Consider the following 25,768-nt stretch of genomic DNA (forward strand, 5'->3'; position numbering starts at 1 on the left):
TAACCACTGCGTTGAAAATTAAAACTTAATTTTAACCTAAAAATGAAAATATCGAATTTTTTAATCGGTCTCGGTTTGCTGCTGTCCAGCCATGTGCCGGCGCTGGCTGGCGGGCTGGATGACGCCAAACAATTGGCTGACGCCGGTTCGCCGCAATTGGCATTGTTGCAGCTGGATCAGGGGTTGGCACATGCCAGTCAGGATGCGCGTCCGGACTGGCTGCGCTGGCAATGGCAGTTACTGGGGAAAGTCGGCCAGACCGATGATGTGCTCAAACGTGCCGCCGCTTTGCCGGAAGATGCTCCGGATGATGTCAAGCATACGGCTGCGTTACTGGCGGCGCGGGCAGCTATAAAGAAAGGCGATGGCAGTCTGGCGCGAGGCTATCTGGCTAAGCTGCTATGGGTGCTGCCGAGCGACAAGGTCGAGTATCAGGAGTTGCGTAATCTGGCCGTACAAAGTCATCTGCTGCCGCAGCCGGATGGCGAAGCGGCCAGCGTGATGTTGCGCTATCAGCAGGATTTTGGCGTGGATGTGGCATTGCTGCATATCTATGCGCTGGCGATGCTGCAGGCGGGGCGTGCAACCGACGTCAATTGGGTGCGGACGCAATTGGTCAATAATGACCCGATGGCGGCGTTGATCGATGCGGCTGGCGGCCAATTGAGTGACGATGACAGCAAACAGCGTTTGCAGGCGGTACTCGGCAGCGATGCCAGTGCACCGATGCTGTTAGTGGCACGCAAGATCGCGGCACAAATGAACGCCCCCGAGTTGCAGATACAGATCAGCGAGCATTTGCTCAATCTGACTGCCGCGCCTGATGAAGCGAGTGCACCCGCCTTGTGGAAGGCCTATCGCGACCTGACCCAGAGTTTTGGCAATGTCAGGTTGCTGCTGTTTGGTTCCGATGCCGGCTGGGCCGATCTGGCGCGGGAGTCGGCGTCGACCGATCCGGTGATGGCGCGGGCTATCTGGGCGTACCTGGCACGCGATGGCAAAGACCCGGCATTGCGCAGTTCGGCGCAACAGCAATTCCTGGAGCAATTGCTGGCGCAACATCTCGATCGTGCTGCATTGCGTCTGTTCGTATCGGTGTGGCCCGGATTGCCGGCGTCGGCATTCAACGCGACGGTGCGCTATCGTCTGGGCAAGCTGGCGCTGGATGCAGGCGAATTCGAGCTGGCCGCAGGCCTGTGGCATGACCTGGATGCGCCAGCGGAAGGCGTCGATGCGGCGGATTGGCAAGCACGTCGCGCGGCCTTGTACGCACGCCTTCATGACTGGCCATCCGCTGCCAAGGCGGTGTCGGCGTGGCTGACAGGATTGTCGGCAGTGCCGTCCGCTTCCGGCTGGCAGATGCTGGCAGTGGTGCAGCAGTTATCCCGGCAGGCATCTGAGGCAGCGTCGGCACGCGACTTGCTCACACGCTTGTTACCTGTCGTCGAGCCGTTGCAACGGCGTGCCGTGCTGTATCGGCTGGGGCAGCTAGCCGCTGCCGACAAACAGCCGGCAGCGGCCGCACAATGGTATTTGCAGGCGGCGACGGAAATGCCGCAGGCTGATGCCATGACCGTGCAATCCCGCCTCGATGCGGCAGCCAGCCTGGAGCAGGCAGGTTTGCATGAAGATGCCGGCATGCAGTATCAATGGGTGTTGAAAAACAGTACGGACGCGGCACAACAAGCGGCGGCCAGTTATGCGCTCAGCCTCCGCTGAACCGCATTACGATGCGGTGCTTGCTGCGCCGTTTGCGCATCTGGGCGTAATGGCGGATGCGCAAGGAGTGCGGCGGATAGATTTTTTGCCGGCCGATTTCCCGCTTCAGGCAGGCTCGACTCCGCATGTGCAGCGTCTGGTGCAGGGGCTGGCGCACTATTGGCGTGATCCTGTGCAAACATTCGACGTACCTCTGTCGTACCAGGGTAGCGAGCATCAACTGCGGGTGTGGCAGGCGTTGCTCGCCATCCCCGTCGGACAGACACGCAGTTATGGCGATATTGCCAGGGAGATCGGTTCCAGTCCGCGTGCTGTCGGCCAGGCATGCGGCGCCAATCCGCTGCCTATTCTGATCCCGTGCCACCGCGTAGTGGCCAGGGCCGGCCCTGGAGGGTTCATGCACCGCAGGGATGATGCCGCACTGGCCTACAAGGACTGGCTGCTGCGGCATGAGTCCGGCGCCGCCCGCAGATGAATCCGGATACCCGGCAACTCATAGACGGATTTTGTGATCTGGTCTGGCTGGAAGACGGGCTGGCTGCCAATACCATGCAGAGTTATCGCCGCGATCTGATGCAATTGGCCACCTGGCTGGCGGGAAAATCGTTACTTGCGGTGACGCAGACCGACCTGGAAAGCTATCTGCATTATCGTTATGCGCAACGTGCCAGTCCGCGCAGTACCGCACGCCAGCTGTCGGCATTCAAACGCTTTTACCGGCTAGCGCTGCGCGACGGGCGCATTGCGCAAGATCCGACGTTGAAAATCGACACGCCCAAGCTGCCGCGCACACTGCCAAAGTCCATGAGCGAAGCCGAAGTCGAAGCCCTGCTGGCTGCGCCGGTCGGTGAAGAGCCGCTGGCGGTACGGGATCGGGCGATGCTGGAAATTCTTTATGCCAGCGGTTTGCGTGTATCCGAGTTAGTCGGCTTGCACCTGCGCAGCGTGAATATCGATATGGGCGTGGTGCAGGTCATCGGCAAGGGCAGTAAGGAGCGTCTGGTGCCGCTGGGAGAAGTCGCGGTGGATGCGCTGCTGCAGTACATCCGGCACGCGCGGCCGCAGCTGTTGCACGGGCGGGTGAGCGATGCCTTGTTCGTGACCCAGCGCGGGGAAGCGATGACGCGCCAGGCTTTCTGGTATCTGATCAAACGCCGTGCACGGCAGGTAGGATTGACGAAACTGCCGTCGCCGCATGTGATGCGCCATGCCTTTGCGACCCATCTGCTGAATCATGGCGCGGACTTGCGTGTGGTGCAATTGTTGCTGGGGCATGCCGATATCGCTACGACCCAGATCTATACGCATGTCGCCCGTGAACGTCTCAAGCAGCTGCATGCCAGGCATCATCCGCGTGGCTAGGATTGTGCGGCGAAAGCCTTGACCATCAGGCTGATACTGCTGCCAAGCAACAACAAGCCGATCAGCCGCATCATCTGCTCGCGACTCAGGCCAACATGGGCGCGATGTCCCAACGTCAAGCCGAGGGCGACCACGGGCATGGCGGCGAGGTAGGAAAACAGCAGGCGCGTGTCCGAAAACAGGCCAGCGTAGGCAAAACTGCTGATGCGTAATGAGCCTTCAATTAGAATCAATCCGGAAAAAGTGGCGCGCAATGCGGTCTTGTCGCTGATGCGATGTCCCAGATAAATGATGTAAGGCGGGCCGCCGGTGCCGAATAACGAGCCGACTGTGCCGCCGCCCAATCCCGCAGGAATGGCCCATTTGCGCGAGATGGGCTTGTCGCCGTGTAGATTGAACAGCGAGCGAAACCCGAAAATGGCGACGAAAACCGACAGCGTGATGAGCATGGGCTGCATCGGCAGACTCGTCAGCAAGTGAGTGCCGAGCAATATACCGATAATGCTGAACGGAATCAGCGTGCGGATTTCGCGCCAGTTAACCTGACGCAAATTGACTCCGCTCAACATCACCGAGGCGGAAAAATCCAGTAGCAGCATCAGCGGTACGACAAAAGTCAGCGGCAGCCATAACGCCATGATGGGAATGGCGACCAGACCGGAACCGAAACCGGATGTGCCGCGGATGAAATAAGCTGCGAGCAGGATGAGGCCGGAGAGCGCGATGAGTTCCGCGCTCAAGCTTTTTGCCCGCGTTCGATGCAGATGCCCAGCTGTTTGATGCCGCGGACCACGGCCAGTTTGGTCACGCATACCTTGACCCATGGCGAGCCGAATTCGGTCAATATCACTTGTGCCACATGTTCGGCCAGTGCTTCCACCAGATTGAAATTGCGCTGTGCTACGGTATCGCGGATGCGTTGCGCGACATCGGCATAATTGATGGAGTCGGCGACATCGTCGGTTTGGCAGGCACGGCTGTGCGGCAAGCCGATCTCGAGATCGAGCTGTACGGTTTGCGGTACTTTGCGTTCCCACTCGTAAATGCCGATAATCATTTGCAATCTGAAATCACGCAAAAACAGCGTATCCATGAGGTTTTGCCTTAGCATTAAAAGACATCATTTTAACCCTATTAGGATGTTGTGTGATGGCGCAGTTACGCTACGCGGTTACAATGCCGTCTGTTTGCCGCTTTTTAAGAAAGAAACAAAATGTTCGCAATCCCTGAAATCAGGCCCGGTCAATCCATAGAACTGCTCAAGGCTTTGCATATCCTCACGCGGGACGGCAAGCTGAATCAGGATAGCCGACGCAAGCTGAAGCAGGTCTACCACCTGTATCAGTTCATCGAGCCGCTGTTGCAGGAGATAGGCGGGAATGTGCAACTGGTGGATCACGGCGCGGGCAAATCGTATCTGGGTTTTATTCTTTACGACCTGTTCTTCAAGCAGCGCAATGACGCGTCGCACATCTACGGCATCGAAACGCGCGAAGCATTGGTGCAAAGCTCGGTCGAGCTGGCCCAGCAATTGGGTTTTGCCGGCATGTCATTCCTCAACCTGTCGGTGGCGGATTCGATCACATCGGCCCTGTTGCCGGAAAAGATCGATGTTGTCACGGCCTTGCATGCCTGCGATACCGCTACCGATGATGCCATCCGTTTCGGATTGGAGAAGCAAGCCAGGTTCATGGTGCTGGTGCCGTGCTGCCAGGCCGAAGTTGCGGCGGCCCTGCGGCAGGGCAAGGCACAGGCGTTAGCGCGCGGAGCGCTGGCCGAAGTTTGGCGGCATCCGATCCATACCAGGGAATTCGGCAGTCATCTGACCAATGTATTGCGCTGTCTGCAGCTGGAAGCGCATGGCTATCAGGTCACGGTGACAGAGCTGGTGGGGTGGGAGCATTCGATGAAGAATGAGTTAATTGTGGCAAATTATAAAAATTTGCCACGTCGCCGTGCGGCAGAACGTTTGCGTGAGTTGTTGATTATGTTTGGTTTAGAAGAACTTGAGTCGCGATTCTTCATCAGCCCTTTTGACTGAGATGTCAGGAAAGTGTTGACAAGCGGCGCGTAATCATTACAATACGCATCTCATTAACGCGGGAATAGCTCAGCTGGTAGAGCGATACCTTGCCAAGGTATAGGTCGCGAGTTCGAATCTCGTTTCCCGCTCCAGATTATGGAGAAGTCCCGATCGCAAGGGAAGGTCCAAAAGAAAAGGGAAAGCTTGGTGCTTTCCCTTTTTAGTTACTGGGTGTTTTGGTTAATGTTGCGCTGAGCGATTGGCGGGGTGGCAGAGTGGTTATGCAGCGGCCTGCAAAGCCGTGGACGCCGGTTCGATTCCGACCCCCGCCTCCAACCGCCCGGGTGGTGGAATAGGTAGACACAAGGGACTTAAAATCCCTCGCTGAGAAATCGGCGTGCCGGTTCGATTCCGGCTCCGGGCACCAGTTTGGTATCGACGGATTATATTTTTGTCTTGGGTTTTTAGGGCCGCAAGATGTTTATGGGCTTATAGCCCATTTTTTGTTTGTGGAACGCGAATGTCGTTAGAATCGTTAATAGAAGCTACCCTGGCAGGTCTGGGTTATGAACTGGTCGATATGTCGATGTCGGCCAAAAGCGGCCTGCTGCGTGTTTTTATTGACAAGCCGGAAGGTATCACGCTGGATGACTGTACGCTGGTCAGCAATCATTTGAGCAACTGGCTGGTAGTAGAGAATATAGAATACGAGCGATTGGAAGTGTCGTCGCCGGGTATGGACAGACCGCTGAAAAAGCTGGCGGACTATCAGCGTTTCATGGGTGAAAAGGCGCAGGTCAAATTGCGCGTGGCGCTGGCAGGACAGCGCCGTTTTGTCGGCGTGATACATGGCGCGAGCGATACCCAAATTGAATTGGATGTAGATGGGCAGATCATCAAGCTGGATGTTGCCAATATTGATGCCGCACGTTTGGTTCCTAATCTGTAATTGCTAAAAATGGCCGGAGGTTTTCGAGAATGAGCCGCGAGATTTTACTGTTGGTTGATGCATTAGCCAGAGAAAAAAATGTAAACAAGGAAATCGTGTTTGGTGCATTGGAGCAGGCTTTGGCTTCGGCTACCAAAAAACGCTTCCAGGAAGATGCTGATATCCGCGTGGTAATCAATCGTGATACCGGCGATTATCATGCGTTCCGCTGCTGGGAAGTGGTGGCCGATAACGATCACGAGTTTCCGGAAAGCCAGATTGCGTGGACTGACGCGCAGATATCGCACCCTGATTTGCAAATCGGCGACTTTGTCGAAGAGCCGCTGGAAGCTGTCGAGTTTGGCCGCATAGGCGCACAGGCGGCAAAGCAGGTGATCCTGCAGCGCATACGCGATGCCGAGCGTGAGCAGATACTGACCGACTTTCTGGAACGCAAGGAATATCTGGTAACCGGTACTGTCAAACGCATGGAGCGCGGCAGTGCGATCATCGAATCCGGCCGGGTGGAAGGTTTGCTGCCGCGGGACCAGATGATTCCGAAGGAAAATCTGCGAGTAGGCGATCGGGTGCGCGCCTATCTGTTGCGCGTTGAACGCAGCGGTCGCGGCCCACAGCTGATTCTGTCGCGTACCGCGCCGGAATTTATCGCCAAATTGTTCGAACTCGAAGTGCCCGAAATCGAAGAAGGATTGCTGGAAATCAAAGGCGCTGCACGCGACCCCGGCGCGCGCGCTAAAATTGCAGTAAAATCAAACGATCAGCGTCTGGATCCAATCGGTACTTGCGTCGGCATGCGCGGTTCGCGCGTACAGGCCGTTACCGGTGAATTGGCGGGTGAGCGTGTCGATATCATTCTGTGGTCGCCCGAAGCCGCGCAGTTCGTCATTAATGCGCTGGCGCCGGCTGAAGTGAGCAGCATCGTGGTCGACGAAGAAAAGCACAGCATGGATGTGGTACTGGAAGAAGATCAGCTGGCTCAGGCGATCGGCCGCAGCGGGCAGAATGTGCGTCTGGCTTCGGAATTGACGGGGTGGGAACTGAACATCTTGACCGTTGAAGAAGCGCAGAAAAAGAACGAAACTGAAGCCTTGGCGATGCGTGCCTTGTTTGTCGAGAAACTTGACGTCGATGAAGAGATCGCCGACATGCTGGTGCAGGAAGGTTTCAGCAGCGTGGAAGAAGTGGCTTATGTGCCTATCGGCGAAATGCTGGAAATCGAAGGTTTCGATGAAGAGCTGGTCAACGAATTGCGTGCACGTGCCCGCAACGTATTATTGACGGATGCGATTGCCAGCGAAGAAAAAGTGGAAAATGTAACAAACGATCTGGCATCATTAGACGGTATGGATAGTGAAATGCTGCGCTTGCTGGCCGAGCATGGCATTACCAGTTCAGAAGATCTGGCTGAATTGGGCGTGGATGAACTGGTAGAAATGACGGGTGTGGATGCTGAGCGTGCTTCTACACTGATTATGGCGGCGCGTGCGCCGTGGTTTGCCTAAATAAATTAGTAGAGAAAGCCTCGACAGCCCTGATATGAATGTAGAACAATTTGCCCAAGAACTAAAGCTCTCCACCGGATTATTGCTGGAGCAGTTGCGTGCAGCCGGCGTAGAAAAGTCTGCGGCTGTGGATGCTATCACCGAGCAGGATAAAGCGCGCTTGCTGGATTACTTAAGCAAAAAGCACGGCGCTACAGACGTGAAAAGTAAAATCACGCTGACACGCAAAGAAACCTCGGAAATCAAAAAAGCCGACAGCACCGGCAAGGCGCGGACCATTCAGGTCGAAGTGCGTAAAAAACGAGTGCTGGTAAAACGTGAAACCCCGGTGGCCCATGAAGCGGCTGCAGAGGCGGAATCTGAGCCAGTCGACACCGGCTTGTCTGTTGCCCCGGAGGTTGAAATGCATGCACAACCGGTGGAAGAGGCAGTCATTTCCGCTGAATCTGCCGAAGCGGTTATCGAAAAAGCCCCGGCAGAGATTGCAGCCGAAGCCACGCCGGTAGAGGAACAATATGGCGCAGAAGAAGCGCCTGCAGAACATATTACGGAAGAAACGCCTGAAACTGAAGCAGCAACCGCAGCCGAACCGGAAGCGGTTGCTGCAGAGCAACCAGTATTGCAGCGTCGGCGTATCGTAAAACCGGTACTGGATGAGCAGGAATTGGCTCGTCGAGCCGACGAAGCGCGCCGGCATTCGGCATTACACGAACGTCAGGCCGAGGAAATACGCCTGAAGCAGGAACGCGAATCGAAACGCAAGCAAGCGCTGGAAGAACAGGCGCAAGCCGCCGAAGCTGCCAAGACTGTTGCAGCTGCCAAACCGGCTGTAACCGAAGGCACTTTGCACAAGGCGCCAGCGAAACCGGGTGAAAAAGCCAAACCGGTTGATAAAAAGGCCAAACTGGCGCCGGCCAAGACCAAAGATACCGCATGGAATGACATGCAGGCCAAAAAACGCGGCATCAAGTCGCGTGGCGATACCGGTGGGGATGCATGGCGTAATCGCAAAGGTGGCAAGCAGCATAAATCCGAGAGCGAATCGGCAAATTCCTTCAGCGCTCCGACCGAGCCCATAGTCCAGGAAGTGCTGGTGCCGGAAACGATTACCGTCGCCGAGTTGTCGCACAAGATGTCGGTTAAAGCCGCAGAAGTCATCAAGGCACTGATGAAAATGGGCAGCATGGTGACCATTAACCAGGTGCTGGATCAGGAAACTGCGATGATCGTGGTCGAGGAAATGGGGCACATCGCCAAACCGGCACCATTGGATACGCCCGAATCGTTCCTGGAAGAATCTGAAAAGCATGAAGTGGAGTTATTGCCGCGCGCGCCGGTGGTTACCGTTATGGGCCACGTCGATCACGGCAAGACCTCGCTGTTGGACGCGATCCGCCGTGCCCGTGTCGCCAGCGGCGAAGCCGGCGGCATTACCCAGCATATCGGCGCATACCACGTCGAGACCGATCATGGTATGGTGACGTTCCTCGATACCCCGGGTCACGAGGCATTTACCGCGATGCGTGCACGCGGTGCCAAAGTAACCGATCTGGTGGTATTGGTAGTGGCAGCTGACGATGGCGTCATGCCGCAAACGATAGAAGCGATCCATCATGCTAAAGCGGCCAATGTGCCGATGGTGGTTGCAGTGAACAAGATCGACAAGCCTGAAGCCAATGCGGAGCGTATCCGCCAGGAGCTGGTGGCTCAGGGCGTCGTGCCTGAAGACTGGGGTGGCGATACTCAGTTTGTTGAAGTGTCTGCCAAAAAAGGCCTCAATATCGACGGCCTGATCGAAGCGATCCTGTTGCAAGCCGAAGTGCTGGAACTGAAAGCGGCGAAAACCGTTCCGGCCAAGGGTGTGATTATCGAAGCGCGTCTGGATAAGGGCCGCGGCCCGGTAGCAACGCTCCTGGTGCAGTCCGGTACGCTAAAGCGTGGCGATGTGGTGCTGGCCGGTGCGGTATATGGCCGTGTGCGTGCGATGCTGGATGAAGATGGCAAGCCTGTGCTGGAAGCCGGCCCGTCTATTCCTGTGGAAATCCAGGGTTTGTCCGATGTGCCTAAAGCAGGTGAAGACGCGATGGTCTTGCAGGATGAACGCAAGGCGCGCGAAATCGCATTGTTCCGCCAGGGCAAGTTCCGTGATGTGCAACTGGCCAAGCGTCAGGCGGCGAAGCTCGAAAGCATCATGGAGCAAATGGGCGAAGGCGAAGCGAAACGTCTGCCGCTCATTATCAAGGCTGACGTCCAGGGTTCTGCGGAAGCCTTGTCCAGTTCGCTGCAGAAAATCTCGACCAGTGAAGTCAAGGTCGATATCCTGCATAATGCGGTCGGTACCATTTCCGAATCCGACGTCAACCTGGCCATGGCTTCCAAGGCGGTCATCATCGGCTTTAATACCCGTGCCGACGCGGCCGCACGCAAATTGGCCGAGTCGCTGGGCGTGGATATCCGTTACTACAATATCATTTATGAAGTCGTGGATCTGGTCAAGGCAGCATTGTCCGGGATGTTGACCCCGGATCTGAAAGAAAATGTCACCGGTATGGCGGAAGTGCGCGAAGTCTATGTGATTTCCAAAGTCGGTACGGTGTTGGGCTGCCATGTGCTGGACGGCGTTATCAAGCGTGGTCAGCGCGTGCGTGTGCTGCGTAACGACGAAATCATCCATGACGGTGAGCTGGATTCGCTGAAGCGCTTCAAGGACGACGTCAAGGAAGTGAAATTCGGCTACGATTGCGGTTTGTCGATCAAGAACTTCAATGCGCTGGAAGTCGGCGACAAGATTGAAGGTTACGAAGTCGTGCAGGTTGCACGCAGCTTATAATGGCCAAGGATTTTCCGCGTTCACGTCGTGTCGCTGAACAGATTCAGCGCGAGCTGGCTGATATCATACGCAGTGAAATCCATGATCCTCGCGTGGGCATGATTACGATCACCGAGGTGGTGGTCACGCACGATCTGGAACACGCCAAAGTGTATTTCACTGTGTTTGAAAGTCAGGAACGGGCGCAGGCAGCGGCGCGTGCCCTGAATCATGCGGCCGGATTTATCCGCGCACAACTGGGGCCGCGCATGCGTCTGCGCATCGTGCCGCAAATCACTTTTGTGTACGATACTTCGGTCGCGCGCGGTGCTGAACTGTCGCGTCTGATAGATGAAGCAGTTGCTGACGATAACGCTCGTCCCGGCGACGATAACGCGTGATCCAGTGACTCAGGTTAAACGCATTAAACGCCCCATTGACGGGGTTTTATTGCTGAATAAACCGGTCGGTATTACTTCCAATACGGCTTTGCAGATCGCCAAACGTCTGTATCAGGCTGAAAAGGCCGGCCACACCGGTACGCTCGACCCCTTTGCCGATGGTCTGCTGCCCCTGTGTTTCGGTGAGGCCACCAAATTCTCCCAATATCAGCTTGAAGCGGATAAGCGCTATCGTGCAGTCTTGCAGCTCGGGGTAACCACGACTACCGGCGATCCCGAAGGGGAAGTGCTGGAAACCTGCGCAGTGGATGTAATGGCCGATCAGGTTACGCATGTGGTTGCCGGTTTCGTCGGTAATATCATGCAAACTCCACCCATGTATTCTGCATTGAAACATCAAGGCAAGCCCTTGTATGAATATGCACGCGCCGGCATTACCATCGAGCGCCCGGCCCGGCCTGTCCTCATACGCAGCATCGATATCCTGGAATTTGGCGGGAATACGCTGGTCATTGACGTGACTTGCAGTGCGGGAACTTATATTCGCACTTTGGCAGAAGATATTGGTCATATGCTGGGTTGCGGCGCACATTTGACCCGATTGACGCGGCTGGCGAGCGGGGGGTCGATTTGGCCGATGCCGTTACGCTGGCCCAGTTGGAGCAGGACGCTGCTGCACAGCGTGATGCGCGATTACTTCCGGCGGACGGCCTGGTCGGTTATTTGCCGCGACTGGAAATCGACGCAGCGGCTGCAAAATCCCTGTTGCAGGGGCAGCGTCCATACTGCCGGGAAGATATCGTTGAAACAGGACTGATGCGCGTTTATCATCATGGGCTATTTCTGGGATTGGTGAACCTGGAGTCTGATGGCGCGATTGTGCCGCGGCGTTTAATGCGGTTTAAGCCGTTTTGAGGAGCAGGCATGAAATTTTGTTGTGAATGCGGCAGCCCGGTAAATGAAAGTGTGCCGGCTGGAGATAATCGTTTGCGTTTCGTATGCTCGGACTGCAATACCATTCATTATCAGAATCCCAAAATGGTGGTCGGCTGTTTGCCGGAGTGGGGGAACAAGATACTGTTATGCAAACGCGCCATCGAACCGCAGTACGGTAAATGGACATTGCCCGCCGGCTTTATGGAAAACGGTGAGACCACGTTGCAAGGCGCCATGCGTGAAACGCTGGAAGAAGCTGGCGCACGCGTGGAAATCTCGCATTTGTTTACGCTTTATAATTTGCCTTACATCAGTCAGGTATATCTGATGTTCCGCGCCAGGTTGCTGGATCTGGATTTCGCTGCTGGTGAGGAAAGCCTGGAAGTCGCGCTATTCAGCGAAGAGGAAATTCCCTGGGACGAGATCGCTTTCCTGACCATAGAAAAGACGCTGCGGCAATATTTCGAAGATCGCCGCAAGGGCGAGTTCGGATTCCATATCGGCGACGTGGAACGGCGCAACCGCTAAATCATTCAGGTTGGAAGCGCCGTGTCAGTCGGACAAACTGGACGCGTAGCCATTCCGGCTTTTGCTCCAGCAAATTCTGGATACGGATGCGATAGATATAGCTGCCTTCACGCATATCGAAATATTTATGCTGCATCGGCTCGAAACTCACCAGCGTCGAACCGTGTGTCTCGGCGATTCCCGTGAATCCGGATTCAACTGCCGGATCCAGGGCAGGACTCATGCCGGCGGCATCCTGAACAGGGTATAGCCGGACGAGCTGCGGGGCAAATCCCAGGCGTTCCATCCCCAGTGTAATGGTCGAGCTGGCTGATTCTTCCAGCCAGCGTATTGCCGCCAGTGTCTGCACCTGCTTTATGTTTTCGTCGTAGCTGATTAATAGACCATGCGCCCTGATTTCGCGATTGAAGCGGCCGGTAGTTATGCTCAGCCGATAATAGGCTTCGCTGGGATGCCCCGTGGCCTGATAATAGGCGGTAATAGGCGCACCTGTGCCGGGATTGCGTAGTCCATCGGTGATGTTTTTTCTTCCGTAACTGACATTTACTGTGGCCGGCATGTCGAAAACCAGGGTGTCACCCAGCGTTGTATTGCTCGCCAGTTTGCTGTGGATATGTTGCAATAGCGCATCCGGGTTGTCCTCAAATGGTATGCCATACAGCTTGATGAGCCTGGAATGGCCATTGGAATCTGGAGGAATCCCCTGCATAAGGGCAAGCACGCCATTGATTGACCAGTAACGCACGGAGTCCGGCATAACGGTCTGGCCATTGAGTGGCTGCGGCGGCAGGCTGTCCGATAAGGCAACGCAATGGGTGTGCTGACTGGGATCGAGAGTCTTGCTCAGGCTGATGGATTCCCTCCATTTCCACGCCCAGTAGGCGGCAAGTTCGATTTCGTTCGGCGTCAGACCAACGGGGCGCATCAGATGCAGAAGCAGTATGCGTGCATAAGCCTGTTCGCAGCTGCAATAGGCGCTGCCCTTAAGCACCATGCTTTGCGACGCAAAGCCGTGCTGTTCAGCAAGTCTGTAGAGTTTGTGCAACGTATGCCAGATTTGCGGTGTGGGCAACTCATAGCGCAAATAACGCCATTGAATCAGTTTTCCTTGATAATGTAATGCTCGCAGAACCAGGGTTGGCAGCACAGAAGCCAGGGGTTTTTTCTGCAGTAGAACCGAGCTGGTCAAATCGTGGTAAGCCTGGGCAAGTTGCCAATAAAACGCCACGATTTCCTGCCACAGCGACTTGCCTGCATATTTGTAATCGGCGTGATTTTTCAGAAACTGGGTAATGAGACCGTGTTGCAGCTTGGAACCGAAATGTTCTATGGCGGCGAGTATGTGCAAGCGCTGAACGTCGAATGGCGTTTTTGACCGATTGTAGGCGCCCAATAAGGTGACGACGTGCTGGTGTGCTTCGTATTCATGCATTCCCTGCAATTGCTCAACCCATTTATGGGTCGCGCTTAGGCTGTCCAGTGGTGCAATGGCAGCTGGAGCAATTTTTATGCGGAATTTGTCGAATAATTCATTTAGCATTCGCGGTGGCATTGTTTTTTTGCATGTGCTGTCTGAGCACATATCATACCAGCCATGATGGATATGATTTATTGATGTTTCTTGCGATGCGTAGCCCATTTTCCCTTGCGATGCTGACAAAGATGAGTATAAAGTGACGAAATACGCATCATGAATGTGGTAGTGGAATCATTAATTTTGGGTTAAAATGCGCGTCTGTCGTAACAGACATGGAGGTTTGGGTGAGTGGTTTAAACCAGCAGTCTTGAAAACTGCCGAAGGGCAACCTTCCGTGAGTTCGAATCTCACAGCCTCCGCCAGGACTGGTATTTGATCGTTTTCAAACGGTTTCAAACAGTATCAAAAAACTAATTAAACCCGCTATCTGTAAGGATTTGCGGGTTTTTTTACATTCATTCGTTGTCAAATGGTGTCATTGAATCCCACGGCAAATGACGGTATATTTCCATTTGTACCGTCACGGTATAAGGGAATATACCGTCAAATTGAAATATACCGTCATAAAAGGGATATTAATGACACTCACTGCGGTTAAGGTAAGTAAAACTAAGGCAACCGATAAACCGCAGAAATTGAGTGATGGCGGTGGTTTGTATCTACTCATTCATCCGAATGGCGGTAAATACTGGCGACTTGATTACCGTTTTGATGGCAAGCGCAAAACTTTAGCCCTTGGTGTTTACCCTGATGTGGTTTTGGTTGAAGCCAGAGAGCGGCGTGAAGAGGCACGCAAGCAGATAAAAAATGGTGTTGATCCTTGCGGAACCAAGAAAGCCGCCAGGCAAACTACAATAGCGGAAGTTACAAACAGCTTTAAGAGTATCGCGTTGGAGTATCACCCAATCAAAGTGCCAACATGGACGGAAGGTCACGCCAAGCAGTGGTTACTTAATTTAGAGCGCTATGCTTTTCCAAAGCTTGGTGATAGGCCGATCAGTGAGATTGAGCCTCTGGATGTCGTTGCTGTATTGCGCGATTTGGAAGAACGTAAGAATTACGAAACCCGTGACAGGTTAGGGCAATCAATCGGCGCAGTATTCAAGTACGCGATCGCGACAGGGCGAGCTAAATACAATCCTGTTGCAGATATTAGAATCGCGTTGGTCGAGCGCCCAAAGACAATAAATTTTAAATGTATTGCTCCTGCGGAATTGCCCGTTTTCTTGCGTGCGGTTGCGACCTATGAGAGTTTGGACAAAGTATCACCAATTGCAATATCGGCTTTCAAGCTGGTTATGTTGACCGCAACCCGTACCAGTGAAGTGCGCTTTGCCAAATGGTGCGATTTTGACCTTGATGCAGGGTTGTGGGTGATCCCTGAAGAACAGCAGGGGCGCAAAGGCAAGCATGGCAAGCGCAAGGCTCACACCGTACCGCTATCATCTCAAGTTATAGCGATATTGCGCACACTCTTCCCAATTACTGGCGGTGGTGATTTTGTATTTCCGAATCGAAATACGCACGGGAGGGTTATCAGTGAAAATACGATATTGAAAATTATTGAAACCATCGGCTATAAGGGCAGGATGACGGGGCATGGATTTCGAAGTCTAGCGCGTACTATTTTGGGTGAAATGGGATACCGGCGCGAGGTGCTGGAAGCGATGCTATCACATGCGATTGAAAATCAGACTGAGGCGGCTTACGTCCGCACTAACTACCTGGAAGAACGGCGTGGCATTATGCAGAAATGGGCGGACTATTTGGACATGGTTAGATCGAGTGCGGATATTGTGGAATTGAAGCGGGCTTAATGGTTATTTTGAAGTGAATGGCATGTCAATGGCGAAAGCAGAAGCCGCACGCGGAGCGCAACGCAGTGAGCACCGAACGGGTGAGCATTTCGGCGTAGCGCACCATTGATAGGGCAGTAACGGCATAAGCTCAGGCAAGGGGTGGGGTTGGTGTTTACCCCGCCCCATGCCTATCGGCGAGATTGGGGTTTGGGGCAACGCCCCAAGGTCTTTGTTCTTGGTGGTCGGCATTTCTTGGGGGTATAAGATATGCCGACCATGCTTGCTGCTTGGTGGTGGCGTTCTGCGGCCTTTTGCAGTACGTCGCCATATCCATATACCATTCATTAGTTTTGAGTCCAGCGCGGTTAATTACTATACTAATAATATACTAAACAAATCATATATTATTCATATACTAAATCAGTTCACCTGCACAAGAAAAAAGCCCGTCATTTCTGGCGGGCTTAATGCTCTTGAAAACCGCCAATCCATTTTCTGCATAGGGTTGGCGGGTAGATTGTGTATTACAGCAGATTGTTGCTTGAGATGATTGCGCGAATACTTGCAAGATACCGCTCATCCATTGTGTACTGGTCTGGAATACACCCCTTCATTGATTTCGGTGCTGCATCAAGCGCAAAACGTTTCAACTCTCCAGCGGTCAACTGACCAGCGTCTTGAAGATATTCGATCACGCACTCCAAGAAATTTTGCGTAGCATTTATCCAGTGGTTTTCATTCGTATCCTTTAGTGAGTCGGGAACGATTGATTTAACCAGGTCGGCAGTCAAATTCAGTGCGATTTTTTTCTTTGTGATGTAATCGGTAATTGCGTTTTCTATGTTTTCCATTTTGTATATCCTTTAGATGGGTAAGGCAGATTGCCTTACCCTATATGTACAAGCTGCGAAATTTGGCTGTTAATGCGTCACCCGCGCCACGCCTCCCCACATGCCACCGATTACCTGCACACGATCACCGACACGGAAGGTTTCGGCGTCAACAGCTTGGCTAATGGCTCTTAGCTGTCCATTGTCCATGCGTACGGTGATTTCAATCCCGCGCTGATTGCTAATCTGGTGTTCTGCGGCATTGCCCGCTAAACCACCACCAACTGCACCTAGTGCGCTGGCAATGGTTTTGCCGTTACCACTGCCTACCTGAGAGCCTAGCACGCCGCCTAACAGTGCACCCACGCCAGTACCAACACCCGCGCTTGTGGTCGTGCTGGTGTTGATGGTGACATAACGGAAGCTGGTGACAGTGCCAGTCTCCACCTGCTGCGCTTGTCGCGCCTGCTGGCTGTTATAGTCACCGCTGCCTACGGCATTTGTGCCATAAGTGCCTGCGCATCCTGCGGTTAGTGCGGTTGCGGTCAGCAATGCCAAAACCGCGAATGATTTTTTTGTTGGGAACATTTTATTTACCCTCCAGAATTGCACGATGATGTTTTACGCTTACGCATCCATTTTGGTAGCGCTCTTTCTCACACTGCCAAAAATCTGGCAATATGACCGCATCCCCAATTTTCGGCTGAGTGTTTTTCCCCAGCGTCACAAGGACTGCTTGTTCCGTATTGGGTTTAAACACATACGGTACAACATCAACCAATGAATACCCGTCCATTTGATGAATCGCGGTAATCTTCGCCTCTTCTGGCGCGTAGGTGATGTTTGCCTGAAAAGCCTGCCCAGCAACAAAGCCCGCCCCTGCTGCCAGAATAAAGACGGCAAAAAATAGCGCCACTTTTAGACGCGGGTTGGGGGTTTTGGGAGCTGTAGCTGGTGCATCATTATTGTTTTCGTTGCTCATGTTTTTCTACTCCTGAATTAAGATACAAAATAGCCAGGGTGACTGGGTGTTATTTGCTGATTTCTGCGCTATTCTCGCTTCATGCTCAATGCGTTCTGCGCGGCATTTCAATCCTTGAAAGACAAGCTGCTCATCACCGTTCGGGTGGATTAAATACACGCTTGCGAGGTCTTCGGCTTCAATATCAGCTTGGTAAACCACCCGCCCTTTCGGACGGGCGGTAAAGGTCTTTAGCTCACTCATTTCGCCAGCTTGCACACATTGACGTTAGCGAGCTGGTTGCCGTCCTGGTCAACCGTATCGCCCAGCACCCGCAAGCTGACTTTATGGTTGGTGGCGGCATCGTTAACCGTCCATTTCAAGCCTGCGCCATCGCCTTTCATCTGTAGCATAGTCGCCCAGCCAAATGGATTAAGCGTATCAACGGCAAACACTGGAAGCGAGAGCAAGCCCATTGCTGGCGTGTACGCGCTAAGTGTCAAATATGCTGTGGCTGGAATAGGCACATCAGGCACGTTGATGGATTGCGAAGCAGCAAAGTCACGCAAGGTAGTGAAGTCTTCTTTTTTGACTGTGGTGGTCTGACATACCACTGGCGCATTAGCTGCGCCGCCAAGGTCTGCTGCTGTGGGTGGCTCTTGTGCAACCTTTGCAGCTAAAGCCAACGGAAAAAACAACATCAAAAATGGAAAAGCCATGATAAAAGTCCTTTATAAGGTAGCAAGGCAAATCGCCTTACCCTATATGTACGTGATGCGAAATTTGGCGCGAAGAATGGCAAAGTAAAAAACAAGCGGATTGATCAGGCGAAATTTGAGCGATTATTTTTAATCGGTTGATGTTCTGGTATCAGGCAGGCGTAAAAAACCCGCTGGTGAGGCGGGTAAGTGGGTTATAGGCTGTAATCGTTGTCGCGGCTTCTGGCTTTGTCTGCTGTATCAGGTTGCTTTGATTCAGGTGTTGGTTGTGGCTGCGGTGTTGGGATTGGTGTGGCTGCTGTTTTATCTACTCGTACGCCTGCTTGCTCTGCGGCCTTGGTTTTGTCCTGCGTGTATAGCTTGACGTATATCTTAGCGCGGGTGACGTTCACATACGCTTCACGCTGTCCATGCTTGCCCGCTTCTGTATTATGATGAATCCACGTCATTTTTACGCTCTGCCCTTGTGCGGCTTGGCTGGTTGAGGCGTAGGCGTGGTCGATATGCTGGTACTTGCTCATGTCGATGGTTTTGGTCTTGCCGCCTTCCAGCCTGACCGTCAGGCTTGCGCCGTCAATTCGCTCTATGGTCGCGCTTTGCCCATTCTTAACGTCAAAATTACGGTTGTTTTCCGCAAATTTAATCTTGTCGCCTATGCCTAGTTCTCGCTCTTTAGCTTGATAGGCTTGGGCTTGGTGGCGGTCGGGTTGATAAGTCACTGTGTTGCCCCTGCTGGTCATGGCGGTAATTGTGTTGGTGCGCGTATCAGTCTTTAATACTGTTACCAGCTCGCCACGCTCCAAACCTAGATTCTTGTAAGCGTTGCCGAACTTAACAATGTCGCCCTGCTGGTAGTTGACTGCGCGTTTGGCTTGTTCTGCGGTCATGTCTTTGCGCTCCAGCACTTGCACCATGCGGCTATCCTTGATTTCACCAGCGGCTTTTAGGTTCGTGCGAATTTCAGCGTTGATGCTGGCCCGGTCTGTATTGGTCGCTGTTATGACGAGGGTTTCAGCGCGCTCTTTGGGTGAAAGCGCGGCGTAATCTTTGGCAAGGTCTTTGATAACGGCGATATTGTCTTTTTGTGCAGCTTGCTTGATGTCGTCTTTGTAGGTGCGCAGGGTGGATTTTTCACGGTCGGTTAGCTTTTCGCGGCTGGCTTGCTTCGCTTCAAGGCCTGCTATCTTTTGCTGGTATTGGGCTTTAACCTTGGCTTGCTCGCTTTGGACTTCGTGGCAAGGCAGACTTCTGATTGCTTCCGCGTGCTTGTTGTCCAGTATGTGCTTAACCGTTGCCTTTGCGTGGTCGGTTTTTTGGCGGCTAATCTGTTCCAGGTTAGATACAGGCATGTGCTTCTGCGCTTGCTCAAAGGCTGCGCCTGCTTCAACGGATTGGTGCTGGAGCTTGTCACCTAAATAGATTTGCTTTGCGCCTGCGCTGTCTGCTGTGTGTGCTACGCTGGCGAATTCTTTCTGCCCGCTCATGGATGCTTCGTCCATGATACGCAATTCATGCACGGGCTTGATTTCCGCCTGTTGTTTGAGGTCGGTAAGGGCTTGGCTATGGTGCGCACGATTTTCTACCGCAATTTTGATTCGTGCTGCCGTACTCTCTAACGTGCCTGCTTGCTTCCAACCTTCGGCTTTGCTAATTACGCTTTTAGCCAAACGAGCAGCGAAATTGTGAGATTTGATGCTGTCCCTGATTGCACCTGCGGCTTCATTTTTCAAGCTACCGCCCGTTTTAATAACGGTGGTCATGCCCACGATGCCCGCCAGCCCCTTGCTGTTAACAATCTGGTATTTGCTCTGAGTCAAGCCTAGATGGTTGATGTTGTGGCTCGTGGTGCTGTTGCTGGTGGCGTGCAAGGCAAGTGCATGGGTGTTGCCTGCTTTGTCGATGATGTAGGCATTGCCCGCGCTGTCATACTCTTTGACGGCTTCGCCATTGCTCACCTGTTCTTCCAGTTTTGCCAGATTTGGTTTGATGCCTGCCTCAAAGGTTTTGAGGGCTGCGGCGGCGCGTTGCTGGTCACGCTGTGCCTTGGCTTGCGATAGCAGGTAGCTGGCGGTTGTGGTGGTCTGGATGCCGCTTTCCTGCTGCATCTTTTGAGCTTGGTTTGCGCCATTGGAAAAGCCGGTTACTGTCCAGCCTTGGCTTTCTGCGGCTACGCGCACAAATTCTAGCATGGTGGTTTTGCCCGTGCCTGCCAAGCCTTGCACGCCAGCATGTGCATCCTTGCCCGTTAGTATCATGCTGGCGGCTGCCCGCTGTTCTTCCGTGAGGGCAAAGCCTTTGTCACGCTCAAAGTTAGCCAATGCCTTGTCGAATGCCTGCGGCGTCATCACGGCTTGATGCGCGTCTTTGCCAGCCTCAAGGCGTGCGGCCAGGGCTTGTTCTGAGGCCGTCGCTGCAAGGGTGGTTAGCTTGCCGTCGGCACGATGGATCAGCTCGCCGTTGCGCTCTGCCTTGATTATCGCTGCGCGTATCTGGCTATAGGTTGCCCGCCCCTCGCTGAATTTAGCAGCGTTGGCATAAATCTCTTTTTGGCTGAATGCGGCTTCACGTTCTGCAAGGTGCGCAATTGAAGAAGCAACGGCTTCCTTGCCCGCGTTCAGTGTATATGCCTGTGCTTGGCTGATACGGGGTAATGGCTCTTTCAAGTTGATGCTTGTTGCGCGTTCCAGCCATTGCGCCCGCTGTTGCGCGGCGGATTCCGGTGCTGATTTGGCGGCACGGGTCGCCAGACAGGCAACCTCGCGCTGCTTGTTGGTTGCGCGGTCTGGGTCTATGCCTTTGGCTTTAAGATAATCGTCGATTTGCTGGCTGCGGTTGCTGAATTCTGCACGTTGTTCGACTGTGATACCCATTAACTCGGGATTTCCGTACTTGTCGAATTCAATCTGATAGCCGCGCATTTGCAGTTCTGCCGCTAATTCGTTTTTGTAGATTTGGTCGGCGGTTGCGCGGTTATTCAATAAGGCTTCGTTTGATAAGCTGTAAGCCTTGCCGTTGTGGTAGGTGACATTGGCAATGGCAACATGCGTGTGCGTGCTGGGGTCTAGCTCGCGGGTCAGGCTGTGCTCAAATCTGGCATACACAAGATTTTGCGTTTGCACCATTTGCCCGTTGGCGCGGGTTTGTGCGCAGTTTGATTCCAGATAGTTCATGGCCGCGTTTACGGCGGCTTCGTGAGCGGCGCGGATGCCTGTGCTGTCGTATATTTCAGCCGCGATTGAGATGGATTTGGGGGCGCTAAAGGTAAAGTCCATGCCTGCGCGGTGGTCTATCTTGCCTTCTGCATCTATCCTGCCTAGCTGCCGTTCTGCGTTGTTGTTTGCAGGTTCGCGGAATTGACCAGACAGGACTTTATGCAGATCGGCAGCGGAAACGCTGCCGCCAAGTTCATATCCTGCTAAGGCTGCACCTTCGCCGCCCCATGTGCTTCTAACCTGGTCGTCGGCGTAATACTCACCCCGCGCTTTATCTGGTTGTGTGCCATTTTGCTCTTTTGTTAAGTAACCTGCTGCGCCTTTGGCGGATTTGAAGTGGGTGCAACTAATCATGGCTGATTCCTTTCTTATTGGTAGTGAAACTGCATTGGCTTTTAGTGAATGACAGTGAACGCAGCGGGTAGCCAGTCAGAAGGTGAAAACATGATGATTAGACACAAGGCGAAGACAAACAGCGCAAATGCGACAGCTAACACGTTGATGATTGACCAGGCTGTTAGCAGCATTTCTTTTGCTTTGGCGAGGCGTGTAGCTGGCTTGGTTGGGGTTGCTGGTGTGGGTAGGGTTTGCATGGTGCATGTTCCTTTTGGTTATAAGCAAAAGTGCTTAACCTATATGGAACCCATGCGAAATATGGCGGCGTAAGATTGGTGCGACTATCGGGGTATCGGGGCAGCTATCGGATATCATGATTGCATGAACACCTTGGGGCGTCGCCCCAAACCCCAATATTCGCCATATAGGCAAGGGTGCGGGGTTAAACAACAACCCCACACCCTTACCAGAGCTTAGGCCGTTACTGTCCTGTCAATGGTGCGCTACGCCGAAATGCTCACCCGTTCGGTGCTCACTGCGTTGCGCTCCGCGTGCGGCTTCTGCTTTCGCCATTGACATGCCATTCACTTGATAAAGCCGAAAAAATCAGCGATCTTGATGATTGCACCAACAACTAACCCCACAATAATGGCGACGTAAATGATGTCGGTGCAGTTCTGGCAAAACGGACGATCTGGACGCATTTGATTACCTTTTCGAGATTAAAAGCAAAAAATACTTCAGCATGTAAAGCGGGAAAAACGCCAATAATAGCGCGACTCGCAAAGTTAATTTAGCACCGAATTTGACAACAAACAGGGCTGTTTTCTTGTTCGCGCCCCATTCGTTCTTCGCTGGCATGTAATCTGGCATTTCAATTTTGAACATGATGTTTCCTTTCGATTTAGTTAATAATGCGCTGGCTCACAAACCAAACATCCAGCCCATAAATGCGAACCCTGCGACACAGAAAGCCAAGGTTGGTAACATGTGCAATACGCCGTTATCGTAATTTTCCATTTTGCGAACTCCTGATTTGGTTGTTAAGCAAAGGTGCTTACCCTATATGTACGTGATGCGAAATTTGAGCGGTGACAATGCCCGCCATTTTCGGCGGGCATGATGGTCACACTTGCGGGGTATCGTCGTCTTCGGGCAGATCAAAAGGCAGGTATGAATTGCTGATCGGGGCTGGCGCTTCTTCCTGCTGTTGCGCGGGCTGGGCTTGCGGGATGTACGCTACAGGCTCAAAGCGTGGCGCTGGGTCTGGCAATGCGGCGGGTATATCTAGCGAAATTTTGACAATATCGTAAGCGCCGCCTAACACCAGATAGCCCTCACGCTCTGGCAAGTTCTGTATTTGGCTGGGCAATATGGTGCGCTGGCGTTGGATGCTGGTGTTTTCGGATGTTTTGTCCTCAAATTCCAGTCCGGTTGCATGGCTTTTGCCTTCACTCGTGCGCCAAACTTCCTGGTCACCAAGTGTCTTGGACATATATTCTGCGGTTTCACCGTCCATTACCCGCAAAATCAGCCAACTGGATAAACACGATACCAATACGTTAGCCGCCTGATGCCCGTAGTTTTCTCGGAACTGGTCAATGTTCTGTAATCCGATTACCGCACATCCGCCTGATTTTCTGGCTTTCGTCAGGAAGTCAGCAAGCGATCCGATTTTATTGAGGCTGGCGCACTCGTCAATCATTAGCCAGGTGCGGCGGGTTGGATCTGGGTCTTGTGATAATACAACTTTGCTCACAACGTCCAGAATCGCTGAAATGATGGGCTTTAATGATTGCAGCTGGTCGTCGCGGAAGGTTAGAAACGCCCACTGGTTGCCCTCGCTTTCCGCATATCGGCGGAAACTAAAGGCTTCGCGTCCCGCCTTCGGCGGTAGGTAGTTAAAGGGCTGTATTGCACTGGCGGCAATGGCGCGCACACTTCCAAACATCCGTTCATTGCCCTCTGCCATGAGGGGCGCGGCGGGTGTGCCTGCGGCTAATATCCGCAGGTTTTCAATAGTGGATACGCAAACATAATGGAACAGATCGGCGTTGGTGGCGTGTCCTGATTCAAACAGCCTCAGCAAAACGACTGACAGGAAGGTTTGCGCATAGCCACTGAACTGCCCCGCTTCGCCCTGCATATCAGGGATGATGGATTTAGCCATGCTGTCTGCATCCCACGGGTAGCGCATTTCAGCGAATGGTGACCAACTGACTGAACGCGCATCAAACGGATTGAACAGGATAGGGTCAGTTAAGTTGTTAGCGTATCGGCTGTAAAATCCGCCGCCGGAATCCACGCAAATCACTTTTTCTGTTGGATTGGCACGCGCTTTGATTTTGTCCAGCATTTCTATGAAAGCAACGGATTTACCCGTGCCTGTCGCCCCTGCGAACAGAAAATGATAGGGTTCAAGATTGTCTGGAACTGGCACGCCAGCAAGACTTAAATCAGCCGTCACACCTGCTTTGCGCATTTGTTTTATCACTTTGCTATGACTGGAGATTGACGAGCCACGCACATGATTAGGGTCGCTATCTGCCGCATCCAGCCAACTGGCAATATGTTCCTTTATCGCAAATTCCCAAATGCTCATGAAGATAAATACGGCTGCAAAGTAACCAAGCCAGCTGCTAAAAAATGCATTGTGGTTTGCCGGGTTAATGCTGAAAATCAGACTTGCAACTGTCGGGATAATGAATAATTTGAATTTCATATTATCTGCCGAATAGATATAAATCCGTGCGGCGATTAATGACAAAACAGCAATGACAAAAATTATTGTGTAGATGGATTCGAACATTTTATTTGCTCCTTGATTATGCAAAATCGGATTGGTTATTCGCTGATTTCTGATTCGTTTCCTGTGCTGTCACCATCAAAAAAAGTTGATGTTTGATTGATGGCGTCTTGCTTCGCTTTGTCTAAAATCTCTGCGCGTTTATCTGCTGGCGAAAGTTTATAGAGGATGTGAATACTCGTTGCGGCCAGTCTGAAAAGCTCGCGGTTTATTAGCATCTGTGCTTCAAAGTTCTGCATGTTCTGCGCATTTTCTTTTCCGATTTCATAGCGCGTTTTTACGAATGTCGCTAAAGGCAATCCCGCGCTTTTTGCAAGTTCCTGAACTTGTGAAAACTCAATATCTGACACACGGATATAAAGTTGTTTGCTCATTTTTGGCACTCCATTAAGTTTATAAAACGGGTCAGGTTGACCAGTTAATCTATATGTACATGATGCGAAATTTGGCGGATTGTGAGATATACTTTGATTTCAGATGCTTTCGCCTATGTTTACTGACTTGTAGCTTCATTTCGATAGTGCACAAAAGCACTTTTCTAGTTTGGGTGCTTTTGGGCTATGAGCCAGGAGCGGCAAGGGTTTGAACGGTTTGCATACACATGCGTAATGTGTGCCTGCTTCCCTATGGTTTTTAGGGAGGCAGGAAAGTGTAGTGAAACGGAACGACCTTATTTAGGTTTTAATGTTGGTGGCTGATCTGTTTCTTGATGCCGTTAAAAACGCAAACGTGAAAATGATGATAGTGACGAGTGGGTAAATTATGAATATGAGTTGATGCTCAAATTGATAATCCGCGATTAGGTGAAGATTGAAATTTATCAATGTGGCATGTATTGATTCTGGTAAGTGATTAGCCAGCCAAACAGTCAAGTTTGAATCTATCGGCAGATAAAAAAATAACGATGCGGCAAACAAGTCAAAGTTGAAATTATGCTTATAGGCTTCGATCTTAAAACCAATAAATGTACCTGCGCAATATCCGATAAAAATTAGCCAGGCTAAAATTTTAATGTTCAGTTTTAAGTTATTTACGTGATCAACTTTAATCATGATTGATCGCCTTGGGGAAATTGAGAACTAACGTTTTGCGATTCTGCGTTAATTCCGCTTTGATAAGATAACGCAATCTGTTCAAACGCAGTTTTCAGAAAGTCATCTGGAAGATTTAGAATCCCCGCTTTATGCGCAATATTGGCAACTGCGATTTTACGTTTTTCTGATTTTTGGTAATCAGCGATTTTCTGATTTAGCTGATCACGTTTTTTGATGAGTACATTAACGCTCATGGTGATTTTCCTTTCGGGTGAAGTTTGATAATGACAACCAAAAACTTTGGTTAATGCATATGTAACAGATGCGAAATTTTGGGCTGTATGAAAGGGATTGACATCGTGATA

Annotated in this window: 27 protein-coding genes and 4 tRNA genes; 16 read left to right on the forward strand and 15 right to left on the reverse strand. The window is 52.3% G+C overall.

Going from position 1 to position 25,768, the window contains the following annotated elements; all coding sequences use genetic code 11:
- The first annotated feature begins 42 nt into the window (after window positions 1-42).
- From CAP31_RS02485 to xerD, 3 genes are read left to right on the forward strand one after another with little or no spacing between them, the layout of a single operon-like run.
- Window positions 43-1,719 (forward strand): hypothetical protein, encoded by a 1,677-nt coding sequence (locus tag CAP31_RS02485; RefSeq protein ID WP_087446090.1) that lies wholly within the window; start codon window positions 43-45, stop codon window positions 1,717-1,719.
- Entirely contained in the window at window positions 1,700-2,194 is a 495-nt protein-coding gene (locus CAP31_RS02490; RefSeq protein WP_087446091.1) for a methylated-DNA--[protein]-cysteine S-methyltransferase, read from the forward strand. Before CAP31_RS02485 ends, CAP31_RS02490 begins: the two co-directional genes overlap by 20 nt.
- Window positions 2,191-3,081: a site-specific tyrosine recombinase XerD gene (xerD, locus tag CAP31_RS02495; RefSeq protein WP_087446092.1), complete on the forward strand. Its 891-nt coding sequence runs from the start codon at window positions 2,191-2,193 to the stop codon at window positions 3,079-3,081. The genes CAP31_RS02490 and xerD overlap by 4 nt, the downstream gene beginning before the upstream one ends.
- On the opposite strand, the gene CAP31_RS02500 is transcribed toward xerD, so the two are convergent.
- Window positions 3,078-3,821, reverse strand: coding sequence for a sulfite exporter TauE/SafE family protein (locus CAP31_RS02500; protein WP_223247342.1), 744 nt, complete (start codon window positions 3,819-3,821; stop codon window positions 3,078-3,080). The genes xerD and CAP31_RS02500 overlap by 4 nt on opposite strands.
- Entirely contained in the window at window positions 3,818-4,174 is a 357-nt protein-coding gene (gene folB, locus CAP31_RS02505) for a dihydroneopterin aldolase (RefSeq protein ID WP_087446094.1), read from the reverse strand. The genes CAP31_RS02500 and folB overlap by 4 nt, the downstream gene beginning before the upstream one ends.
- 120 nt (window positions 4,175-4,294) lie before the next feature.
- On the opposite strand from folB, the gene CAP31_RS02510 reads away from it, so the two are divergent.
- The 11 genes from CAP31_RS02510 (at window position 4,295) to CAP31_RS02555 (ending at window position 12,229) form a co-directional block, all read left to right on the forward strand.
- Complete coding sequence (locus CAP31_RS02510; RefSeq protein WP_087446095.1) at window positions 4,295-5,122, forward strand: SAM-dependent methyltransferase; 828 nt, start codon at window positions 4,295-4,297, stop codon at window positions 5,120-5,122.
- Window positions 5,123-5,180: 58 nt separating this feature from the next.
- Window positions 5,181-5,256, forward strand: a tRNA-Gly gene (locus CAP31_RS02515).
- Window positions 5,257-5,365: 109 nt separating this feature from the next.
- Window positions 5,366-5,439: transfer RNA gene (locus CAP31_RS02520), tRNA-Cys, on the forward strand.
- Window positions 5,440-5,442: 3 nt separating this feature from the next.
- Window positions 5,443-5,531, forward strand: a tRNA-Leu gene (locus tag CAP31_RS02525).
- Between the two features lie 93 nt (window positions 5,532-5,624).
- Window positions 5,625-6,053: a ribosome maturation factor RimP gene (gene rimP, locus CAP31_RS02530; protein ID WP_087446096.1), complete on the forward strand. Its 429-nt coding sequence runs from the start codon at window positions 5,625-5,627 to the stop codon at window positions 6,051-6,053.
- A gap of 29 nt (window positions 6,054-6,082) precedes the next feature.
- The gene (nusA, locus tag CAP31_RS02535; RefSeq protein ID WP_087446097.1) at window positions 6,083-7,555 is read left to right on the forward strand and encodes a transcription termination factor NusA; all 1,473 of its coding nucleotides are present in this window, start codon (window positions 6,083-6,085) and stop codon (window positions 7,553-7,555) included.
- A 34-nt stretch (window positions 7,556-7,589) separates the two neighbouring features.
- Complete coding sequence (infB, locus tag CAP31_RS02540) at window positions 7,590-10,385, forward strand: translation initiation factor IF-2 (protein WP_087446098.1); 2,796 nt, start codon at window positions 7,590-7,592, stop codon at window positions 10,383-10,385.
- On the forward strand, window positions 10,385-10,765 hold the full coding sequence (gene rbfA, locus CAP31_RS02545; RefSeq protein WP_087446099.1) for a 30S ribosome-binding factor RbfA: 381 nt from the start codon (window positions 10,385-10,387) through the stop codon (window positions 10,763-10,765). Before infB ends, rbfA begins: the two co-directional genes overlap by 1 nt.
- A gap of 49 nt (window positions 10,766-10,814) precedes the next feature.
- The gene (truB, locus tag CAP31_RS02550) at window positions 10,815-11,582 is read left to right on the forward strand and encodes a tRNA pseudouridine(55) synthase TruB (RefSeq protein WP_369802428.1); all 768 of its coding nucleotides are present in this window, start codon (window positions 10,815-10,817) and stop codon (window positions 11,580-11,582) included.
- Window positions 11,531-11,680, forward strand: a complete 150-nt coding sequence (locus tag CAP31_RS15275; RefSeq protein ID WP_369802429.1) for a tRNA pseudouridine(55) synthase TruB — start codon at window positions 11,531-11,533, stop codon at window positions 11,678-11,680. The genes truB and CAP31_RS15275 overlap by 52 nt, the downstream gene beginning before the upstream one ends.
- 9 nt (window positions 11,681-11,689) lie before the next feature.
- Complete coding sequence (locus CAP31_RS02555; protein ID WP_087446100.1) at window positions 11,690-12,229, forward strand: NUDIX hydrolase; 540 nt, start codon at window positions 11,690-11,692, stop codon at window positions 12,227-12,229.
- Window position 12,230: 1 nt separating this feature from the next.
- Here the strand turns inward: CAP31_RS02555 and CAP31_RS02560 are convergent, their stop codons facing one another.
- Window positions 12,231-13,769, reverse strand: a complete 1,539-nt coding sequence (locus CAP31_RS02560) for a hypothetical protein (protein WP_087446101.1) — start codon at window positions 13,767-13,769, stop codon at window positions 12,231-12,233.
- A 211-nt stretch (window positions 13,770-13,980) separates the two neighbouring features.
- Here CAP31_RS02560 and CAP31_RS02565 point away from each other — a divergent pair.
- Both CAP31_RS02565 and CAP31_RS02570 read left to right on the forward strand, forming a co-directional pair.
- Window positions 13,981-14,068 (forward strand) — tRNA-Ser (locus CAP31_RS02565).
- Window positions 14,069-14,284: 216 nt separating this feature from the next.
- Window positions 14,285-15,523, forward strand: coding sequence for an integrase arm-type DNA-binding domain-containing protein (locus tag CAP31_RS02570; RefSeq protein ID WP_087448226.1), 1,239 nt, complete (start codon window positions 14,285-14,287; stop codon window positions 15,521-15,523).
- A gap of 506 nt (window positions 15,524-16,029) precedes the next feature.
- Here CAP31_RS02570 and CAP31_RS02575 read toward each other — a convergent pair.
- From CAP31_RS02575 to CAP31_RS02630, 12 genes are all read right to left on the reverse strand, one after another.
- Window positions 16,030-16,356 (reverse strand): hypothetical protein, encoded by a 327-nt coding sequence (locus CAP31_RS02575; protein WP_087446102.1) that lies wholly within the window; start codon window positions 16,354-16,356, stop codon window positions 16,030-16,032.
- Between the two features lie 69 nt (window positions 16,357-16,425).
- Window positions 16,426-16,923 carry a glycine zipper 2TM domain-containing protein gene (locus CAP31_RS02580; RefSeq protein WP_087446103.1) on the reverse strand — a complete coding sequence of 166 codons (498 nt, stop codon included), beginning with the start codon at window positions 16,921-16,923 and terminating at the stop codon, window positions 16,426-16,428.
- A 1-nt stretch (window position 16,924) separates the two neighbouring features.
- Window positions 16,925-17,317, reverse strand: a complete 393-nt coding sequence (locus CAP31_RS02585) for a hypothetical protein (RefSeq protein ID WP_087446104.1) — start codon at window positions 17,315-17,317, stop codon at window positions 16,925-16,927.
- A 6-nt stretch (window positions 17,318-17,323) separates the two neighbouring features.
- Window positions 17,324-17,560 (reverse strand): hypothetical protein, encoded by a 237-nt coding sequence (locus CAP31_RS02590; protein ID WP_087446105.1) that lies wholly within the window; start codon window positions 17,558-17,560, stop codon window positions 17,324-17,326.
- Entirely contained in the window at window positions 17,557-18,015 is a 459-nt protein-coding gene (locus tag CAP31_RS02595) for a hypothetical protein (RefSeq protein ID WP_087446106.1), read from the reverse strand. Before CAP31_RS02595 ends, CAP31_RS02590 begins: the two co-directional genes overlap by 4 nt.
- A 194-nt stretch (window positions 18,016-18,209) precedes the next feature.
- Window positions 18,210-21,581: a MobF family relaxase gene (gene mobF / locus CAP31_RS02600; RefSeq protein ID WP_087446107.1), complete on the reverse strand. Its 3,372-nt coding sequence runs from the start codon at window positions 21,579-21,581 to the stop codon at window positions 18,210-18,212.
- Window positions 21,582-21,622: 41 nt separating this feature from the next.
- Window positions 21,623-21,820, reverse strand: a complete 198-nt coding sequence (locus CAP31_RS14730) for a hypothetical protein (protein ID WP_157662631.1) — start codon at window positions 21,818-21,820, stop codon at window positions 21,623-21,625.
- 451 nt (window positions 21,821-22,271) lie between these two features.
- Window positions 22,272-22,451, reverse strand: a complete 180-nt coding sequence (locus CAP31_RS02610; RefSeq protein WP_087446109.1) for a hypothetical protein — start codon at window positions 22,449-22,451, stop codon at window positions 22,272-22,274.
- Between the two features lie 238 nt (window positions 22,452-22,689).
- Window positions 22,690-24,372 (reverse strand): type IV secretion system DNA-binding domain-containing protein, encoded by a 1,683-nt coding sequence (locus CAP31_RS02615; protein WP_087446110.1) that lies wholly within the window; start codon window positions 24,370-24,372, stop codon window positions 22,690-22,692.
- 35 nt (window positions 24,373-24,407) lie between these two features.
- Window positions 24,408-24,743, reverse strand: a complete 336-nt coding sequence (locus CAP31_RS02620) for a hypothetical protein (RefSeq protein ID WP_087446111.1) — start codon at window positions 24,741-24,743, stop codon at window positions 24,408-24,410.
- Window positions 24,744-25,043: 300 nt separating this feature from the next.
- Window positions 25,044-25,421, reverse strand: a complete 378-nt coding sequence (locus tag CAP31_RS02625; RefSeq protein WP_087446112.1) for a hypothetical protein — start codon at window positions 25,419-25,421, stop codon at window positions 25,044-25,046.
- A complete protein-coding gene (locus CAP31_RS02630; protein WP_087446113.1) occupies window positions 25,418-25,657 on the reverse strand; it encodes a hypothetical protein in 240 nt (79 codons plus the stop codon). The genes CAP31_RS02625 and CAP31_RS02630 overlap by 4 nt, the downstream gene beginning before the upstream one ends.
- Between the last annotated feature and the right edge of the window lie 111 nt (window positions 25,658-25,768).

The sequence above is a fragment of the Sulfuriferula sp. AH1 genome (assembly GCF_002162035.1).
Classification (GTDB): domain Bacteria; phylum Pseudomonadota; class Gammaproteobacteria; order Burkholderiales; family Sulfuriferulaceae; genus Sulfuriferula.

Bases quoted from the DNA above. Each gene is read 5' to 3' on its own strand.
- CAP31_RS14730 (WP_157662631.1), bottom strand. From the start codon at position 21,820: ATGCAAACCCTACCCACACCAGCAACCCCAACCAAGCCAGCTACACGC.
- CAP31_RS02630 (WP_087446113.1), bottom strand. From the start codon at position 25,657: ATGAGCGTTAATGTACTCATCAAAAAACGTGATCAGCTAAATCAGAAA.
- CAP31_RS02585 (WP_087446104.1), bottom strand. From the start codon at position 17,317: ATGAGCAACGAAAACAATAATGATGCACCAGCTACAGCTCCCAAAACC.
- CAP31_RS02580 (WP_087446103.1), bottom strand. From the start codon at position 16,923: ATGTTCCCAACAAAAAAATCATTCGCGGTTTTGGCATTGCTGACCGCA.
- rimP (WP_087446096.1), top strand. From the start codon at position 5,625: ATGTCGTTAGAATCGTTAATAGAAGCTACCCTGGCAGGTCTGGGTTAT.
- CAP31_RS02485 (WP_087446090.1), top strand. From the start codon at position 43: ATGAAAATATCGAATTTTTTAATCGGTCTCGGTTTGCTGCTGTCCAGC.
- folB (WP_087446094.1), bottom strand. From the start codon at position 4,174: ATGGATACGCTGTTTTTGCGTGATTTCAGATTGCAAATGATTATCGGC.
- CAP31_RS02555 (WP_087446100.1), top strand. From the start codon at position 11,690: ATGAAATTTTGTTGTGAATGCGGCAGCCCGGTAAATGAAAGTGTGCCG.
- nusA (WP_087446097.1), top strand. From the start codon at position 6,083: ATGAGCCGCGAGATTTTACTGTTGGTTGATGCATTAGCCAGAGAAAAA.
- CAP31_RS02615 (WP_087446110.1), bottom strand. From the start codon at position 24,372: ATGTTCGAATCCATCTACACAATAATTTTTGTCATTGCTGTTTTGTCA.
- CAP31_RS02610 (WP_087446109.1), bottom strand. From the start codon at position 22,451: ATGTTCAAAATTGAAATGCCAGATTACATGCCAGCGAAGAACGAATGG.
- CAP31_RS02625 (WP_087446112.1), bottom strand. From the start codon at position 25,421: ATGATTAAAGTTGATCACGTAAATAACTTAAAACTGAACATTAAAATT.
- mobF (WP_087446107.1), bottom strand. From the start codon at position 21,581: ATGATTAGTTGCACCCACTTCAAATCCGCCAAAGGCGCAGCAGGTTAC.
- CAP31_RS02510 (WP_087446095.1), top strand. From the start codon at position 4,295: ATGTTCGCAATCCCTGAAATCAGGCCCGGTCAATCCATAGAACTGCTC.
- rbfA (WP_087446099.1), top strand. From the start codon at position 10,385: ATGGCCAAGGATTTTCCGCGTTCACGTCGTGTCGCTGAACAGATTCAG.
- CAP31_RS02590 (WP_087446105.1), bottom strand. From the start codon at position 17,560: ATGAGTGAGCTAAAGACCTTTACCGCCCGTCCGAAAGGGCGGGTGGTT.
- CAP31_RS02490 (WP_087446091.1), top strand. From the start codon at position 1,700: ATGCGCTCAGCCTCCGCTGAACCGCATTACGATGCGGTGCTTGCTGCG.
- CAP31_RS02560 (WP_087446101.1), bottom strand. From the start codon at position 13,769: ATGCTAAATGAATTATTCGACAAATTCCGCATAAAAATTGCTCCAGCT.
- infB (WP_087446098.1), top strand. From the start codon at position 7,590: ATGAATGTAGAACAATTTGCCCAAGAACTAAAGCTCTCCACCGGATTA.
- CAP31_RS02620 (WP_087446111.1), bottom strand. From the start codon at position 24,743: ATGAGCAAACAACTTTATATCCGTGTGTCAGATATTGAGTTTTCACAA.
- xerD (WP_087446092.1), top strand. From the start codon at position 2,191: ATGAATCCGGATACCCGGCAACTCATAGACGGATTTTGTGATCTGGTC.
- CAP31_RS02575 (WP_087446102.1), bottom strand. From the start codon at position 16,356: ATGGAAAACATAGAAAACGCAATTACCGATTACATCACAAAGAAAAAA.
- CAP31_RS02595 (WP_087446106.1), bottom strand. From the start codon at position 18,015: ATGGCTTTTCCATTTTTGATGTTGTTTTTTCCGTTGGCTTTAGCTGCA.
- CAP31_RS02570 (WP_087448226.1), top strand. From the start codon at position 14,285: ATGACACTCACTGCGGTTAAGGTAAGTAAAACTAAGGCAACCGATAAA.